The sequence below is a fragment of the Brumimicrobium mesophilum genome, assembly GCF_003025005.1.
Classification (GTDB): domain Bacteria; phylum Bacteroidota; class Bacteroidia; order Flavobacteriales_D; family Crocinitomicaceae; genus Brumimicrobium; species Brumimicrobium mesophilum.
Genome location: NZ_PVSS01000013.1, coordinates 105,698 through 122,703, shown reverse-complemented (window position 1 = coordinate 122,703; position 17,006 = coordinate 105,698). Strand labels below are relative to the sequence as shown.

General features: G+C 33.5%; 18 protein-coding genes and 1 pseudogene. 9 read left to right on the top strand and 10 right to left on the bottom strand.

Features of this window, described 5'->3' with window-relative positions; genetic code table 11:
* A pseudogene (locus C6368_RS13745) lies at positions 1 to 1,294 on the bottom strand (hypothetical protein); the annotation flags it as partial.
* Positions 1,295 to 1,564: 270 nt separating this feature from the next.
* On the opposite strand from C6368_RS13745, the gene serS reads away from it, so the two are divergent.
* From serS to C6368_RS13725, 4 genes are all read left to right on the top strand, one after another.
* Positions 1,565 to 2,836 carry a serine--tRNA ligase gene (gene serS, locus C6368_RS13740; RefSeq protein ID WP_107039794.1) on the top strand — a complete coding sequence of 424 codons (1,272 nt, stop codon included), beginning with the start codon at positions 1,565 to 1,567 and terminating at the stop codon, positions 2,834 to 2,836.
* A gap of 91 nt (positions 2,837 to 2,927) precedes the next feature.
* Positions 2,928 to 3,188 carry a rhodanese-like domain-containing protein gene (locus C6368_RS13735; protein ID WP_107039793.1) on the top strand — a complete coding sequence of 87 codons (261 nt, stop codon included), beginning with the start codon at positions 2,928 to 2,930 and terminating at the stop codon, positions 3,186 to 3,188.
* 2 nt (positions 3,189 to 3,190) lie between these two features.
* Positions 3,191 to 3,496: a rhodanese-like domain-containing protein gene (locus tag C6368_RS13730; protein WP_199851643.1), complete on the top strand. Its 306-nt coding sequence runs from the start codon at positions 3,191 to 3,193 to the stop codon at positions 3,494 to 3,496.
* A 170-nt stretch (positions 3,497 to 3,666) separates the two neighbouring features.
* Positions 3,667 to 4,203, top strand: coding sequence for a mechanosensitive ion channel domain-containing protein (locus tag C6368_RS13725; RefSeq protein ID WP_107039791.1), 537 nt, complete (start codon positions 3,667 to 3,669; stop codon positions 4,201 to 4,203).
* A gap of 49 nt (positions 4,204 to 4,252) precedes the next feature.
* Here C6368_RS13725 and C6368_RS13720 read toward each other — a convergent pair whose 3' ends face one another.
* The 5 genes from C6368_RS13720 to C6368_RS13700 form a co-directional block, all read right to left on the bottom strand.
* Positions 4,253 to 4,810, bottom strand: coding sequence for a DUF4256 domain-containing protein (locus C6368_RS13720; RefSeq protein WP_107039790.1), 558 nt, complete (start codon positions 4,808 to 4,810; stop codon positions 4,253 to 4,255).
* Positions 4,811 to 4,883: 73 nt separating this feature from the next.
* Positions 4,884 to 5,333, bottom strand: coding sequence for an SRPBCC domain-containing protein (locus C6368_RS13715; protein WP_107039789.1), 450 nt, complete (start codon positions 5,331 to 5,333; stop codon positions 4,884 to 4,886).
* 74 nt (positions 5,334 to 5,407) lie between these two features.
* The gene (locus C6368_RS13710) at positions 5,408 to 5,980 is read right to left on the bottom strand and encodes a Crp/Fnr family transcriptional regulator (RefSeq protein ID WP_107039788.1); all 573 of its coding nucleotides are present in this window, start codon (positions 5,978 to 5,980) and stop codon (positions 5,408 to 5,410) included.
* Positions 5,981 to 6,036: 56 nt separating this feature from the next.
* Positions 6,037 to 6,693 (bottom strand): hypothetical protein, encoded by a 657-nt coding sequence (locus C6368_RS13705; RefSeq protein ID WP_107039787.1) that lies wholly within the window; start codon positions 6,691 to 6,693, stop codon positions 6,037 to 6,039.
* An 84-nt stretch (positions 6,694 to 6,777) separates the two neighbouring features.
* Complete coding sequence (locus C6368_RS13700; protein WP_107039799.1) at positions 6,778 to 7,122, bottom strand: DMT family transporter; 345 nt, start codon at positions 7,120 to 7,122, stop codon at positions 6,778 to 6,780.
* 190 nt (positions 7,123 to 7,312) lie between these two features.
* Here C6368_RS13700 and C6368_RS13695 point away from each other — a divergent pair, with 190 nt between their 5' ends.
* From C6368_RS13695 to C6368_RS13680, 5 genes are all read left to right on the top strand, one after another.
* Positions 7,313 to 8,923, top strand: coding sequence for a hypothetical protein (locus C6368_RS13695; RefSeq protein WP_107039786.1), 1,611 nt, complete (start codon positions 7,313 to 7,315; stop codon positions 8,921 to 8,923).
* Positions 8,924 to 8,940: 17 nt separating this feature from the next.
* Positions 8,941 to 10,344 (top strand): DUF5723 family protein, encoded by a 1,404-nt coding sequence (locus tag C6368_RS13690; RefSeq protein WP_107039785.1) that lies wholly within the window; start codon positions 8,941 to 8,943, stop codon positions 10,342 to 10,344.
* Positions 10,345 to 10,497: 153 nt separating this feature from the next.
* On the top strand, positions 10,498 to 13,707 hold the full coding sequence (locus C6368_RS13685; RefSeq protein ID WP_394336217.1) for a pyruvate carboxylase: 3,210 nt from the start codon (positions 10,498 to 10,500) through the stop codon (positions 13,705 to 13,707).
* Entirely contained in the window at positions 13,655 to 13,981 is a 327-nt protein-coding gene (locus tag C6368_RS17660) for a biotin/lipoyl-containing protein (RefSeq protein WP_394336216.1), read from the top strand. Before C6368_RS13685 ends, C6368_RS17660 begins: the two co-directional genes overlap by 53 nt.
* A 129-nt stretch (positions 13,982 to 14,110) precedes the next feature.
* The gene (locus tag C6368_RS13680; RefSeq protein WP_107039784.1) at positions 14,111 to 14,770 is read left to right on the top strand and encodes a uracil-DNA glycosylase family protein; all 660 of its coding nucleotides are present in this window, start codon (positions 14,111 to 14,113) and stop codon (positions 14,768 to 14,770) included.
* A 37-nt stretch (positions 14,771 to 14,807) separates the two neighbouring features.
* Here the strand turns inward: C6368_RS13680 and C6368_RS13675 are convergent, their stop codons facing one another.
* From C6368_RS13675 to C6368_RS13660, 4 genes are read right to left on the bottom strand one after another with little or no spacing between them, the layout of a single operon-like run.
* Entirely contained in the window at positions 14,808 to 15,605 is a 798-nt protein-coding gene (locus C6368_RS13675) for a M48 family metallopeptidase (protein ID WP_107039783.1), read from the bottom strand.
* The gene (locus C6368_RS13670; protein ID WP_107039782.1) at positions 15,602 to 16,039 is read right to left on the bottom strand and encodes a DUF4870 domain-containing protein; all 438 of its coding nucleotides are present in this window, start codon (positions 16,037 to 16,039) and stop codon (positions 15,602 to 15,604) included. Before C6368_RS13670 ends, C6368_RS13675 begins: the two co-directional genes overlap by 4 nt.
* Positions 16,036 to 16,449 (bottom strand): DUF2752 domain-containing protein, encoded by a 414-nt coding sequence (locus C6368_RS13665; protein WP_107039781.1) that lies wholly within the window; start codon positions 16,447 to 16,449, stop codon positions 16,036 to 16,038. Before C6368_RS13665 ends, C6368_RS13670 begins: the two co-directional genes overlap by 4 nt.
* A gap of 2 nt (positions 16,450 to 16,451) precedes the next feature.
* Positions 16,452 to 16,787: a TM2 domain-containing protein gene (locus C6368_RS13660; RefSeq protein WP_107039780.1), complete on the bottom strand. Its 336-nt coding sequence runs from the start codon at positions 16,785 to 16,787 to the stop codon at positions 16,452 to 16,454.
* Positions 16,788 to 17,006: the final 219 nt, after the last annotated feature.

Sequence of the window (17,006 nt, the reverse complement as noted above, 5' to 3'; positions counted from 1 at the left end):
AATGTTCATTCATATCTGCTCCGGCGTTTTTAAATACTTTAAAATCTAATGTAAAAACAGCTGTATCAGATGGACAAAATGAACCTGTCAAAACATAATCATATGCACTGACTCCCGCCAATTGACTCACATCAAGTTGACCTCCGATAATTTCAATTCCATTTTGATTATACCATGAACCCGTTGCGTCAATCGTGGGGTCAAGCAAGGTAAATAAATCGACATTTAAATCCGAATCACAGAAAGAAAACGAATTATCGACACCAGCATTTGGAGGAAGATGAAAAGTAACCACAAAATCCTGATCCGCTTCACAATAACCACTGTCAGAAACAGTAACGGAATAATTGCCTGAAGTATTTACTTGAATTGTCTGTGTATTATCTCCTGTTGTCCAATTAAAATCAAAACCTGCATTTTCAGCGTCTAAGGTTACGGTTGTTCCAACACACTCATCTATAGCTGTAGGAAGCGTAAAAACCGGGATTGAATTATACACTACATCAATTGTATCATAGAATGTACATATTGGAGCAAATGAAATATCATCTAGGGAGAAATCATTTCCTCCACCTGTACTATTCAAATTGGTTATACAAATTTCTGCTGTTGTATTTAATCCTGAATTCCATACTTCAAAAAATTGATTCCAATTACAAGCAGTTGCAGTAGTTGAAAAAGGCGTTCCTAAGTTCACATTGTTTATTGTAAATTGAAGCTGTGCAACATTAGGATCATTTAAGGCATTCGCAATCCAAGCACTAAATTCATAGTCTGTATTAGGCGTTACGTTCACAGTTTGACACCAAACACTTGTTCCTGTAATGTTGGCACCATTCACGATCATCATATTTCCTGTTCCCGTGGTATGGTCTTGACAAAAGCTAAAATTATTATGAACCAAATTAGGTGATGTACTAATAGCGTATGTTCCTGGATTTGACAACAAACCCCAAGTTCCACCTGTTCCGACAATGTAATCCGTAAGAAAATTAGTATTCCCTAGACTAAAATCTCCATTTAATACTATATTATTTGAAAGATATTTCGCTTCCACAAAGTACGTTCCATCTGTTGAAACTGTTCTGATTGGTGCTGAAGTTCCATCATCCCAAGTAATTATTGGACTATTTTGCAATCCAGACAAGTCGAATTGTAAGCTATTTCCAGGACATAAAATTGTATCATTTCCAAGTTGCGGACTTGAATATTGGGTACATTGAGACTGAACATTGCTAACAACAATGATCGATATACCAATATAAAAAGTAAGACTTTTAAAAAAATTCTTCATAAAATAGTGTAAAAATATCAATTCGAAATTATAGAGAATTTGGTTATAGATAAACCCGAAACCCTAATATTCTCGGATAAAATTAATCATAAGTGAGTTGTAAACAAAAATTTTGAGTAGATCATCAATTGAAAGCTAAAAAAAACCTATAATTTAAGTGCTAGTTGCTTCAGCCCTATTCAATAAAAAAACAGTCTAAAAGAATTCTTAGTCGATACCGAATTATTCAATCAATTACTATTAAATTTACGCTTTTGAAAATGAAACATTATGTTGGAAATTACAAGGATTAGAGCAGAAAAAGACATCCTCATTGAAGGATTAAAAAAACGTGGCGTAGACTTCAGCCCACAGCTAAACGAAATTACTTCGCTTGATGAGTCATGGCGTGCTAAAAAAACTGAACTAGAATCAGTTCAATCCGACAGTAATAAAATCTCAAAAGAGATTGGAAAATTAATGGGTACAGGAAAAATTGAGGAAGCAAATGCGGCCAAAGAAGAAACTGCAAAGCTAAAAAGTCAAGAACAAACGCTTAAAGATGAAGTAAGTCAGCTAGAAGAGAAAATTCAGGCTTTACTTTACGAAGTGCCAAATGTTCCTCAAGGAATTGTTCCTGCAGGAAAATCTGAAGATGACAATATCACTGTTGAAGAGGTTGGACAAAAAGTTCAATTTTCTGGAACACCATTACCTCATTGGGAATTGGCTAAGAAATATGACATTATCGACTTTGAGTTGGGTGTTAAAGTAACTGGTGCTGGTTTTCCATTTTACAAAGGAAAAGGAGCAAAAATTCAACGCGCTTTGATTAATTTCTTTTTATCAGAGGCAGAAAAAGCAGGTTATACAGAATATATTCCACCATTGATGGTGAATGAGGCGAGTGGAATTGGAACTGGTCAATTACCAGATAAGGAAGGTCAAATGTACCATGATTCAAAGGATAATTTATTCTTAATTCCTACTTCTGAGGTTCCATTAACGAATATTTACCGTGATGTAATTCTAAAGGACGAAAAATTTTCAGTAAAAATGACGGGATATACACCTAACTTTAGAAGAGAAGCAGGTTCTTACGGAAGTGATGTTAGAGGGTTGAATCGTTTACATCAATTTGATAAAGTTGAATTAGTTCGCATCGAGCACCCTGACAATTCTCAAAAGGCATTGGAAGAAATGGTTAATCACGTAAAAGGATTATTAGAAAAATTAGGATTACAATACCGAGTTTTACGCCTTTGTGGTGGAGATTTAGGATTTACTTCTGCGATTACTTATGATTTTGAAGTTTATTCAGCAGCACAAGAAAAATGGTTAGAAGTTAGTTCTGTTTCACTTTTCGAAACATTCCAAGCGAATAGATTAAAATTAAGATTCAAGAACGAAAATAAGAAAACACAACTTTGTCATACATTAAATGGTAGTGCTTTAGCTTTACCAAGAGTTTTGGCTGCTTTACTGGAAAATTATCAAACACCTGAGGGAATCGAAATACCGGAAGTTCTTGAGAAATTTGTTAATTTCAAGATAATAAACTAAGAATAATATCGTGCTTATGTATCAAAAGTAACGGTAAAATGACCTTTCAATATATACATTTGCAAGGTATTTGAAACTTAACATAAAAAAGATGAGCAATAAAAGAGTAATTATAGATGTACGATCAGAGATGGAATTTATGGGAGGAAATGTTGCGGGAAGCATAAATATTCCCCTACAAGAGGTTCCAGACCGTATAGAAGAAATTAGAGCAATGGATAACCCTATTCTTTGTTGTGCTTCTGGAAACAGAAGTGGACAAGCAGAGCAGTATTTGAAAGCAAATGGCATCGCATGTGAGAACGGTGGTGGCTGGATGGAGGTAAATTTCCAACAATCTCAAAACTCATAATCATGGGATTCTTAAGTAGATTATTCGGTGGAGGACCAAAAGTTGATTTGGCTGAATTGAAAAAAAACGGAGCGCTAATTATTGATGTTCGTAATCCGGGAGAATTTAAAAGTGGACATATTAAAGGTTCAAGAAATATTCCTTTACAAGAATTAAAAGGTCAATTGAATAGTTTAAAGAAAGATCAGGTTATTATTACTTGTTGTATGTCTGGAATGCGCAGCGGAAGTGCAAAAAGCATGTTAAAAAGCGCAGGGTTCGAAGCTTACAATGGTGGTGGTTGGTCTAGCCTCAATAAAAAGTTATAAGAATAGAATCTATATATAGTATTGGATATTTTAGTTTAAGAGCCATTTCTTTGGAAATGGCTCTTTTATTTGGCCTCAAAAAGCATTAACCTTTCTTTAAGAAGTTCCTTCAGATCAATTTTTAAAATCTCGTTTAAAGCACTACATTTGATTTAAAATAAACATAGAAAATGGAAGAATATACTTTACATATTATTGAGACTGCAATTATCATTTTCTCATATATTGTTCTAAAATACATTACCAAAAAAGCAACCAACAAAGCAGCATTAAAATTCTCAAAATCAAAGACTAGAGTTAAAATCATCAAGAAAATTATTCATTTGATATTGATGGCAATAAGTGTTACACTTTTATTACTTATTTGGGGAGTAGAGCAATCGGAATTAATGTTCTTTGTTACTTCATTACTAACCGTTTTAGGAATAGCATTTTTTGCTCAATGGTCAATTATATCGAACATAACAGCTACTCTTATCATCTTTTTCAATCATCCAGCAAAAATCGGAGATAAAATAGAAATTTTTGATGTTGATCATCCTGTTGTAGGTAGAATTAGTGATGTTGGAATTTTCTTTGTTACCGTTAAAAATAGTGAAGGAGCTTTAATCACCATTCCTAGTAATTTATTTATTCAAAAAATGATTGTAAGAAGAGAAGTAGGTAGAAATCTTAAATTAAAAGAATCGCCAAACCCTAAGGATTAACTACTTAGGAGAGAATACAGTTACAGCTCTTCTTACAATCAATTACAAATTACACCTTCAAAACACCTCTAAAACCTCTTGAGGCATAAAATAATTGTGCATTGTTATGGTAAGTAAAAACCCTACCATAATGAACATCACAAAACAGTGAGCCTCCTAGTTTTGTAATTTCACTTGGTGTATGAATCCAACTAGAAGACTTGGCATCAAATCGTCCTAATTCCTGCAATTTTTTATACTCTTCTTCTGTAAGAATATCTATTCCCATTAAATCGGCAAGCTCTACTGCATTATATTTTGGTCTGTCTTTGGTTCTTAGCGAAACAGCATCTCTGTCATAAGGTAAACTCCTCCTATTTCTAGGGCTTTCAACCGAACAGTCGAAGAATATATATTTGTCTTCATTATCGTCATATCCGACAACATCTGGTTCACCCCCTGTTTCTTCCATTTGGTGAAGAGAATACAATTTATCCTGCTTTTCTTGTAGCCTTTCTGAAATTTTAGACCATTCCAAATTTTCATGTCTATTCATGTGAGCTTCAAACCTAGCCTTTAAAGTTTTTAATAATGTTTCGCTTTCTGATTGAGATAGTAATGTTTTCATGATTATTTAGTTAGTATTTTCTTGTTTCCTGCATAACAGTGTGTTAAATGCATACTAAATGTACAATTATAATTTACAAATTGTCGAAAATCTCAATTTTTTCTTTCAATTTAGAATTCATCAAATTAAATCCGGCTCTAGTGCTAGACTCAAATTTTTCACCAAAAAATGGAATTAACAATCCTTTAAAAATCTCGTTTTGTATTAAAGTTGTTGTACCATCTTTATTTTCAATTAATTCAAATTGATGTTGGCCATCAAAGAGACCTTTAATTATTAAATGACCTAACCAAAATAACTTTTTCTGCTCTTCCAATTTTATGATATTTGGTTTAAAAGTCATACCTTTAGAATTTGGTGGAACGATTTTTACTTTCAATTTACTTCCCACTTTTAAATCACCCTCTATGGTTTGAATAAAAGGATTCCACTTAGGATAATCCCTGAAATTTGTGAGCGCTTTCCAAACTTTCTCTTTACTTGCTTTAATTACAATTTTAGTTTTAATTTCTTTTGTCTTCATTTATTTGCATTGATTTAAATTCAATACAAAGGTTTCTAAATGAATACAAAATCCTCTTGACAAATATCAAGAGTTTAAGAAATATTATTTTTTCTTATTCGACTGAATGTTTCTGGGGTCATGCCTAACATGGAGGCGATATACTGTAAGGGAACTTCATTAAATAATGTCTTATTATTTTCGAAAAATAATTGGTAACGTTGCTCTGCCGACATCGACAAATGACTAAATACACGGTCTTCTAAAGTAATAAAACAATTGATTATAAATTGTTTTTCTAATGCATGCCATTGAGGTACAATTTCGCCAATTTTATCATAGTTCTCCTTGGAAATTGAATACAATTCAGTGTCAACCAATGCATGAATTGCAAGACGAGAAGATTTTTCATGTACAAAGCTTGCTAAATCAGTTGCGAAATAACCTTTTGTAGATATCCATTGCGTTATTTCATTTCCGTCTACCAAAGCAAACATTCGCAATAATCCGCTTTGTATGAAACTTAATTTATTGCACTTTTGACCTGATTCCAATAAGAAATCACCCTTTTTCAGCTTAGAATATTCAAAAAGTTCACTAATTTTTGACAACTCCTTCTTTTCTAGAATTCCAAAACTGGAGTGGATATAAAGTTCTAGTTCCGTCATAATAGGAGCTAAAATAATCAAATGTTATCACTTTATAAATTGCGATTACAAATACTTTAATTTTCAATATGATAATTTTCCAGTCTTAATATTTCGATCAAATCTGATGCATCTTGAGCATTCACGGAGTCACGTTTAATTAGACCTATATCCTTAGAAAAGTAATCATAATATCGGTGTAGAGCATCGAATTCATGGAATTCATACATCACGAGAACATTCTCATAAATCGTTGAATTGACTGAAATAGTTGTATCCAAAGTGGTTGCTTTTCTTCTGTATCGCACGTCACTCGAATTCAAGAAAACATCTTGTTGTTCAAAGGTAGAAAATGAAATAGGACAAATTAATACAGAATCTAAAACTGTAGAATATATTGGAGATTCGATTGTTGAACTTACTCCTTGTCCAGCATAAAACCTTTGAATTAAAGAGTTATCTTGTATACATTTATTAATGTTTTGAAGAACAGGTCTACACGCGCCCTCACAATCTTGATAATTTGAAGAAATTTCAATTTCAACTATTTCGTTGTTCAAATTGATGTAGTTCCACCATGAATTAGGGTATGCTGGAAAATATTCACCTGGCAATTCAGGATGAGTGCATTCAACATTTTCCTTTTCCACAAGGATATCATCTTTATTTTCTTTTTTACATCCAACCAGGTAAATAGTGATAATAAAAAGAACAGTAATTTTAATAAAATTCATGTTTAATAAATTGAATTAATAATAGTGATTAATCTTTACGAATGTAAGTGTTTTATTCTAGGAACAAAAACTAATTGTGGCTACTTATCCTGGTTTACTACTTACAATTTGAAGTCCAACAACAGAGATAACTAAAGTCATTAAGAAAAACAATCTCCAAAAAGTAATAGGTTCTTTAAAAAGAAATATCCCTGCAATCACAGTACCGATGGCTCCAATTGCTCCCCAAACGGCATAAGCTGTTCCCACAGGGATCGCATGCTCACCTCCCATTGACTTATAGAGTAAATACATACTTAGACTCACGCAAATTGCAAAAGCAATGGCCCAAATCCACAATTCTTTTCCTGTAGTTTGCTGAGCTTTTCCTAAACTAATAGCAAACCCTGTTTCAAACAATCCTCCAATAATTAATAAAACCCAATTGATGCTCATCTATACCGCTTTTATCATTTCTATAATGAATTGGAAAAGATACGTTTTGTTAGGTAATAATTCCATTAATCTTTGAATTTTGATCCTTAGAATTTCACCGATTACATAAAAGTTAGCCTAAAAAACTATTTTACTAGTGCTAATTATTTTTATTTTTGTAGATAGTTAACCAAAAACACGAATTATGAAACTCTTAAACCGAACCCTTTTACACCTCTGCTGTGTTGGTATTTTACTGTTTTCAAGCTGTGAGAAGCTAGAATTTGATAAAATAGCTCAAGGTGCTTGGAATCCAAATTTTGCCGTTCCAATAGCCCATTCAAACTTCAGTGCAGCTGATATTCTTGCCCATACTGATAGTACAGATTTAGTTGTTGTTGATGCTAATACCGGAGCAATAGCGCTGGTTTATAAATCAGATATTTTTTCAATTGGTGCTAACTCTATCTTGCAATTACAGGACATGAGTGAAACTGCTGTATTAGATTTCTCTCAATTAAACGTCCCTGCTAGTCCTACATTTATCGGTTCTGTAACTTCAAACAATAATGAAGACATCACTTTTAATGCTGGAACTGCAGAATTACACCAAGTAGACTTCAAGTCTGGAATGATAAGTATAAACATATCAGCAAACATTTCGCATGATATTACATGTAAAATCACCTTTCCTGCGCTCAATTTTAATGGTAGTCCAATTTCAGAAACAATCTCTCTCACTTATTCTGGTTCGGTGCCCCATTCTGGAACAGCCACTTTTGATTTAACGAATGTTTTAGGAGATTTCACATTAGGAAGCGCTCCATTCAATGAAATAAGTGTTAATATGGAAACCACCATTACAGGTACTGGTGAGCCGATTACAGGGAATGAAGACATAACAATCGATTTTTCAATTACCAATTTAGACTTTAACAACGCAATTGGTTATTTTGGTCAAAATGACTTGGGAATTCCGGGAGATAGTGTTCTTTTAAAAATATTTGAAAACTCAAACAATGGTTATTTTGAAATTGTAAATCCAAAAATTAATTTCTATGCAGAAAATTCTTTTGGATTTCCGATTCGTGTAAATTTCGCTGATCTAAAAACAGTTGATGTTGAGAATGGTAATGAATACCCACTTACTGGTTTTCCAAGTTTTTTTGATATCACCCGTCCAGCTTCAATGGGGCAAAGTTCAATTTCAATGTTAGAACTAAACACAAGCAACACTGGAAATTTATCTAATATCATATCATCAGTTCCTAAGTATTTTGTTTACCAAGGTTCTGTATTATCAAACCCAAATGGAAGTACCACTCCATTGAATTTTATAACCGATCAAAGTCAATTAAATATTCGTACAGAAGTTGAAATGCCACTAGAAGGTTCAGCTTATGGTTTTGAATTTAAGGACACCCTAGAGTTTGAATTTGAGGAAGATCTTACACAATTGGAATCGGTAATGTTTAGATTAAATGTTGACAATGGATTCCCTGTTGATTTAAAGTCTCAAATTACGTTTTTGGACGAAAACTATGCTCCTCTTTTTACAGCATTTAATACTCCTGAATCGGTTGTTTTATCGGCATCTGTTGACAATACTGGAAAAGTAAATGAACGCGCTCAAAAAATTACCGACATAAACTTAAATGAGCAAGAAATTCAGCAAATGCAAAATGTTAAATACATTCTTTTCAATGCGGTTTCTCAAACATACAACGGCCTAAGTGGTCAACTAGTGAAATTTTATGATCATTATAACTTAGATTTCAGATTGGGAATTCAAGTTCAAGGAAAAATCGAGTTATAACACCTAAATCAATAACTATGAATACATTAAAAACTTCACAAAGTTCTTTTATTCTAACAATTCTACTCCTATTTTTGGGTGGAAATATGTATGCCCAAAGTAATTACAGTTATTATACTTTAGACAAGACAGCACAATCTCATTATTTGAATCCTGCATTTAAACCCTCTGCACGAGTTTATGTGAGTTTCCCCCTCTTGCCTTCTCAAAATTTTACTGCCTCTAATAGTGGCTTCACACTAAATGATATTTTGGTTGAACGTCCACAAGATGATTCATTGCAAATTTCTCCAGAGAATGCAATTGATAAAATGAAAGATAAAAACTTTTTAACTTTTGAAAGTAACAATGAGATTTTTGCTTTTGGTATTAGACTTAAGAAGAGTTATTTCAGTTTTGGGGTTACCAGCCGTATGAATGCAAATTTCATCTATAACAAAGACTTTTTCAAATTAGCAATAGAAGGAAATGGTAAAACTTTATTAGGTGAAAGGGCTAATTTTGATGGAACTGAAATCAATTTGAACTCCTACATTGAATATGCTGTTGGATTCAATAGAGAGATAAATGAAAAACTTGCTGTTGGAGCTAGAGTGAAACTACTTTCTGGAGTTGTAAATGTGAATACGCGTAAAACTGCTTTGGGCTTGCATACAAACGCAACTACTTTCGATTTAACCATCGATGGATCTGCCACATTAAATACATCTGGTATTAAACCACTATATGATACTTTGTCATCTGATAATTCCCTACCGATAGATAACGCATACAATTTCAAGAATTTCGGACTTGCATTTGACTTGGGGGCTGTTTATAAATTCTCAGATAAGTTTAAAGTATCAGCAAGTGTGATAGACTTAGGTTTTATAGACTGGAAAACCGATAATGCAACCTTCAATATTGACGATTTCAATTACAGATTTGAAGGAATTGATGTAAATAAGTATATCAATGATACAACGGATGCTTTATTCACAGAAATTGAAGATTCATTAACGGATATTTTCTCACAAGAAGAAAGTGATAGCGAATACAGAACAGGCTTAACAACCCGTTTTTATTTATCGGGAGCATATAATTTATCCAAAAGCTTTTCGGTTGGTGTAACACTTTATAATGAAATTTTAAAATCAAATTATAGAGCAACTGCAATTGTTTCAGGAACAGTTAAATTGCGCCATTGGCTGAGTGCAACTGTAAATTATGCTCAATATTCTAAATCTTTTGGTGACGTTGGAGCAGGATTATCATTGCGAGGAGGTCCGGTTCAGTTTTTTGTATCTTCGAATAATATTCTAGGATTCATTAATCCACAAAAATATACTAATTTTCATGCGAATCTAGGAATCAACTTCTTGTTTGGAAACCCAGATAAAGTTGATAAGAAAAAGAGAAAAGAGAAAGAACAGAAAATTTAAAAATTTGAGTCATTTTGTAGAATTTTCATTAGAAAATCTTATATAATTCTCCAAAAAAAGTGAAAAACAAGAACTAAAAGATATTGTCTGCTTTAAAATCACGATATTAAGCAAATCATTCATATTGATCGCTAAATATTAAATTTTTAAGAGATGAAAATTAAAAAAGTACTTGTTGCCAACCGTGGAGAAATTGCTATACGAATATTTCGATCTTGTACGGAAATCGGCCTAAGAACAGTAGGAATTTACACTTTTGAAGACCGTTATTCTTTACACAGATATAAAGCAGATGAAGCATACCAAATAGGAGAAGATGATGACCCTATAAAACCCTATCTTGATATTGACAAAATTATTCAAGTAGCGGTTGATAACAACATAGATGCAATTCATCCAGGTTATGGTTTCTTATCTGAAAATTCCGCCTTCGCTCAAGCTTGTAAAGACAACGGAATCATTTTTATTGGTCCTGATGTGTCTGTGCTAAAATCTTTGGGTGACAAAGTAATGGCAAAAAAAGTGGCCATTGACAATGGAATTCCAATAATAGAAAGCAATAAAAATGATTTAACTACGGTTGAAATCGCGATCGAAGAAGCCGAGAAAATTGGATATCCTGTAATGTTAAAAGCTGCTTCTGGTGGTGGTGGACGTGGAATGCGTGTGATTCAGAACAGGGAAGAATTGAAAAAAGCCTATCCGGATTCAAAACGTGAAGCTAAAACTGCTTTTGGTGATGATACCGTATTCATCGAAAAATATGTTCAAAACCCTAAACACATCGAAGTTCAAATTTTAGGAGATGAACACGGGAATTTAGTACACATGTTTGAGCGTGACTGTTCTGTACAAAGACGATATCAAAAAGTAATTGAAATTGCACCTTCCGTTCATTTGAATGAAGAAGTGAAGCAAAAACTTTATAAATATGCATTAGATATTGGGAAAGCAGTGAATTATAGTAATGCTGGAACAGTCGAATTTTTGGTTGATGAAGACCAAAGCATTTACTTTATTGAGGTGAATCCACGAATTCAAGTGGAGCATACAGTTACCGAAGTTGTAACTGGAATTGACATTGTAAAATCACAAATATTCATAGCAGGAGGTTATAAATTAACCGATGAACAGATTAAAATTTATGATCAGGAATCCATTAAAGTTAACGGTTTTGCTGTTCAATGTAGAATCACAACTGAAGATCCTAAAAACGATTTTAAACCAGATTACGGAACAATTACAACCTATAGAAGTGGTAGCGGATTTGGAATTCGTCTGGATGCAGGAAGTGTTTATCAAGGTGTAACAATTTCACCTTTCTTCGATTCAATGCTAACAAAAATTACGGCCAACAGTAGAACTTTAGATGGTGCTTGTCGTAAAATGAGAAGAGCACTGGCAGAATTTAGAGTGCGTGGTGTAAAAACCAACATGGCATTTTTAGATAATATTTTAAGCGATCCAACCTTCCGAGATGGAAAAGTCACGGTAAACTATATTGCGAATACACCAGAACTTTTCAAAATTAAGGAACCTAGGAATAGAGCAACAAAATTACTTAATTTCTTAGGTGATGTGATTGTAAATGGAAATCCAGATGTAAAACTCATCGATCCAAATAAGAAACTCATTAAACCAACTGTTCCCAAATTTGATGCTAACGCAACTTTCCCGAAAGGAACAAAAGATTTATTGACAGAATTGGGTCCGGAAGGTTTCTCAAAATGGTTGAGTAATGAAAAGAAAATTCACTACACTGACACCACAATGCGTGATGCTCACCAAAGTTTATTGGCGACCAGAATGCGTACTTACGATTTAGAAAAAGTAGCCAAAGGATTCGCAAGGAATCACCCAGAAGTTTTCAGTATGGAAGTTTGGGGTGGAGCAACATTCGATGTTTGTATGCGCTTCTTACATGAAAATCCATGGGAACGTTTACGTGTTTTGAGAGAAGCAATGCCGAATATTCTCTTCCAAATGTTATTGCGTGGTTCAAATGGCGTTGGGTACACAGCCTATCCTGATAATCTAATTGAGCGATTCGTTAAAGAAGCTTGGGAAAACGGAGTAGATATTTTCCGAATTTTCGATTCTCAAAACTGGATGAAATCTATTGGTCCAGCCATCGAACACGTGCGCAAAAACACTCAAGGTTTAGCCGAAGGAGCGATGTGTTACACAGGTGATATTCTGAATCCGAAAGAAACTAAATACAACTTAAAATACTATATAGATTTAGCCAAAGAAATTGAAGACGCTGGTGCACATATTTTGGCGATTAAAGACATGGCTGGTTTATTAAAGCCTTATGCTGCCACGGAGTTAATTACAGCGTTAAAATCCGAAATTAAAATTCCAATTCATTTACATACGCACGACACCTCATCCATTCAATCTGCAACTTACATCAAGGCCATTGAAGCTGGAGTTGACGTTGTAGATGTTGCTTTGGGTGGTTTAAGTGGATTGACTTCACAACCCAACTTTAACTCAGTGGCGGAAGCAATGCGTTTTCAACCACGAGAAAATAAATTGGACATTCCAAAATTGAATGAATACTCTACGTATTGGTCGGATGTTCGCGATTACTATTATCCTTTCGAATCTGGATTAAAATCTGGAACTGGTGAAGTGTTTACACATGAGATTCCAGGTGGTCAATATTCAAACTTAATTCCACAAGCAGAATCTTTGGGATTAAAGGATAGATTTACAGAAATAACGGATATGTACACGAAAGTGAATCATCTCTTTGGGAACATCATTAAAGTAACTCCAAGTTCCAAAGTTGTTGGAGATATGGCACAATATCTTGTAAGTAACAACTTAACGATTGAGGATTTCATGGAAAAAGGAGAGACTTTATCATTCCCAGAATCAGTAAAAAGCTTCTTTAAGGGAGATTTAGGTCAGCCTGTTGGAGGATTCCCAAAGGACATTCAGAAAATCATTTTACGTGATGAAAAACCATACACAGATCGTCCGAATGCTCACCTTGAACCAATTGATTTCGAGAAAGAATTTGCAGAATTCAAAGAACAGTTTGATACCGGAATGGACAGAGATTTAGAAATCACTGATTTCTTGTCTTACAAACTCTATCCGAAAGTATTTACGGATTTATATAACCACTATATCAAGTTTGGAAAAGTGATGCAAATTCCAACCAAAAACTTCTTTTACGGACTTAAACCTGGAGAAGAAATCATCATAGAATTAGACAAAGGAAAAACACTGTTGATTGAATTAATTTCAGTTACGGAAGCCAATTCTGACGGAGAAAAAACTGTATTCTTCAAAATTAATGGACAAACAAGAAGTACTGACATTAAGGACAATACCATTACGGTTNACTGACATTAAGGACAATACCATTACGGTTGAGAAAGTTGTTCATCAAAAAGTAGATAAAACCAATCCAAATGAAGTAGGTGCACCTCTTCAGGGTTCATTATCTTCTATCATGGTAAAAGAAGGAGATAAAGTAAGCAAAAACCAAGGTTTATTTGTGATTGAAGCCATGAAAATGGGAACAACGATTTGTGCCAACGTGGATGGAAAAATCAAGAAAATATACATCAAAGAAGGAACGATGGTGCATAGTGATGACTTGATTGTGGAAATGGAGTAGGACAGTATTGAGTGGAGAGTAGGGACGGTTTGCTTGAATTATGTGGGACGGTTTACAAACCGTCCGTACTTCTTCAAAAATTTGCAAACCGTCCCAACACAAACACTGCACCAACATCTTAACTATAAAATGTTCAAACATCAACATCCATATCCTCCATTTATTCCGCAAGGCGCCACCAAGTTAATTGTCGGTACGCTCCCTCCTCCTCGATTCACGACGGGAGAATTAAAGCCCGACGATGTTGATTTTTGTTATGGTAGTCGGGACGGTCAGTTGTGGCAAATCATAGATAAAATTTTTGATTTGAACCTTGTTTATGAAAACACGGGAAGAGCAATTCAACAACGCATGGATTTTTTTAACGATCATAAAATCGGAATTTGTGATATGGTTGAATGTGCTTTTAGAGATAAAATTGACGCTTCAGACATAGGAATTCAAAATGCTGAATTACGTCAAATGATTCCACTTTTAAGAGAGCAACAAAATGTGGATACCCTTCTATTTACCGGCGGAAACTCTAAAAATGGACCAGAATATTTCTTTAGAAAACACATTAAAGATTATCCAGAAATTCAACTCAAAAGACTAAATGAAACAGTTCCAAAAGTGCACACTTTTCAATTGGAAAATCGAGTGATTAAAACCGTTTCTTTGACCGCACCTTCAGGAGCAGCCAATAGAGCCGTTGGAAGCATGGAATTGTATAAAAAATTGAAAGCTGACAATCCAAAAATGACCACAATAGATTTTAGGGTGTTTCAGTACGGGAAGTTTTTGAAATAATCAACTCAAATCGCACTAATATTAAATTACAAGTAAATCATTCGTTCAATTCAATTTTCATTTTTTCCCAAGTACTGGAAGAAAGAACAGATTCATAATATATTGATTGGTTTTTGCTATGTTCTAGAACATATTCGGCTCTTTCCTTTGAGTCAGGGTGCGTGCTGATCCATGTTAAATATTCTGACGCTTCATGCTCATTGTCTGATAACTTATAGAGAAAATTGGCAAAGGGTTCTGGATTTAAGTTTGCGTTAATTAAATATTCAACAGCTTTTAAATCAGCATCTTTTTCTAAAGTTCTATCAAATGCAGATGAAGAAAGCATTCCTGCTGTTTCTTTTAGAATTACCGCCCCACTATTCCCCGTTGTCATTGATATTAAAGTTGAAAGTCCGACTTCTTTAATTAGTTTTTTCATCACATGATTTAACTCAATGTGCGCTATTTCGTGACAAATAACTCCAATCAATTCTTCTTGATTATCCGAATTAAGTATTAATCCGCTGTTAATTATTAAATGACCGTCTGGCAACGCAAAAGCATTGATTTCAGGATTATTAAACACATGAAACTTTATCGATTCTCTATCAATATTATTAGAACTACAGATATGATTTACGATTGTATCAATAGAATTCAATAAATGAATGTTTTGGATTTCTTCTTCTGAGTTTTCAAAAGTTTCTAAAAAGAATTCACCCAACTTTTCTTCTGTTTTGTTAGTTATCTTTTCAACTTTAAAGATCTTTACCCAGTCTATCTGATTTAAACCAAACCACGCTCCTAAAAATAGAAGAATTATAATTGACCCTTGTGCAAGAATTTTTTTCATGATTTATCTTTACAAATTAAATTAGTCAATGCTCCATAAAACCACCATTCAACATGAATTCCCTTCCTTGTTTGAATAGCAGAATAAATAGTTGTGATGAATTCAGTCAAATTAAAAACTATTACAACAAATAGATAAGCGATGTAATTATTCGAAATTACTTCTTCATTAAGAATAATGGTTATTGACCACCAAAAAGCAATACTGTTTATGAATAGCATTGAAAGTTGAGATAATAGTGCTTGAGTGCAATGCCAACGAACAAAATATGTTGACTTCCTATTTCCTAAGTAAAATATCAATGTCGCGATAAGATTTACTATTGGTAGTGGGAGACCAACAATAATAGCAATTAAAGACATCAGGTAGCTACTTGAGGCAGCTTCTGATTCATGTTCGCCAGGCACATAACTAAATTGTTTTATTTGTATCATAGTCCTTTTATGATGTTCCAAATCCAATTAATAATAACAAGTAAAATCAATGGAATTGCAACCTTTGGTCTTTTTAAATAAGTTTCTATTTTTTGATAAAAAACATATAAAGTTTTAGTTCCTCTAATTAAATCCGAAGCAACCCAAACTGGAGCAATAAGCATAATTACAGCAACCAAGTAGCCTATTGGATTAGCGTTCAATGCACCAATAAACTCACCCTTTGTTAATGAAACTACTGAACGAGTAGTTCCACATGATGGGCAAGGTATATTTGTTAAGTTTTTGATTACGCAAACACCAGTGGATTCTTTTTCCGAAATGGTTTTTGTGACACTAAAAACAAGCCAAATATACCCCGCAAAACAAGCCACAAGTATTATTGAATACAGCTTGTTTCTATTGATCATTCTTACAATACTTTATGTAGTTTTTGAATGTTTTTATCTCTTGTTGCATTCTGAATCATGAACCAATCAATAATTGTCCAAATTCCGAAACCACCACAAGTTAATAGTTTTCCAATTCCCATTCCCGTATCTCCAATCAGAAATCTATCTATTCCCAAACTACCTGCTAAAATTGAAATGATTAGTGAAGTTGTTGGATCTGTAAATTGAGTAGATGAAATTACAGCCCATTTTGAATCGTCAGCTGCTAGAAGTCCATCTCTAATTGTGTTCATTTGGTGACTTTCAAAGAATTTTCCATTTGACATGATAAACATGTCTACTTTTTGTGCATCCATTTATTTGATTTTAAAATTTAATATTGCCCTAGTCGTTAGGATTATTACATCTCTATATTATGAATAGAGTTAAGTTTCAATGTAGTTAAAAAGATAAATCTCTATGAGAGAAGTCAAAAATTTATCAGTCAAGCTTTGAGCACTAAAGATAACAATACTCTTCATTCATTCTTGAAAAAAGGACTGAATTTTAACCTCTTTCTAATTATGTGCTAAATT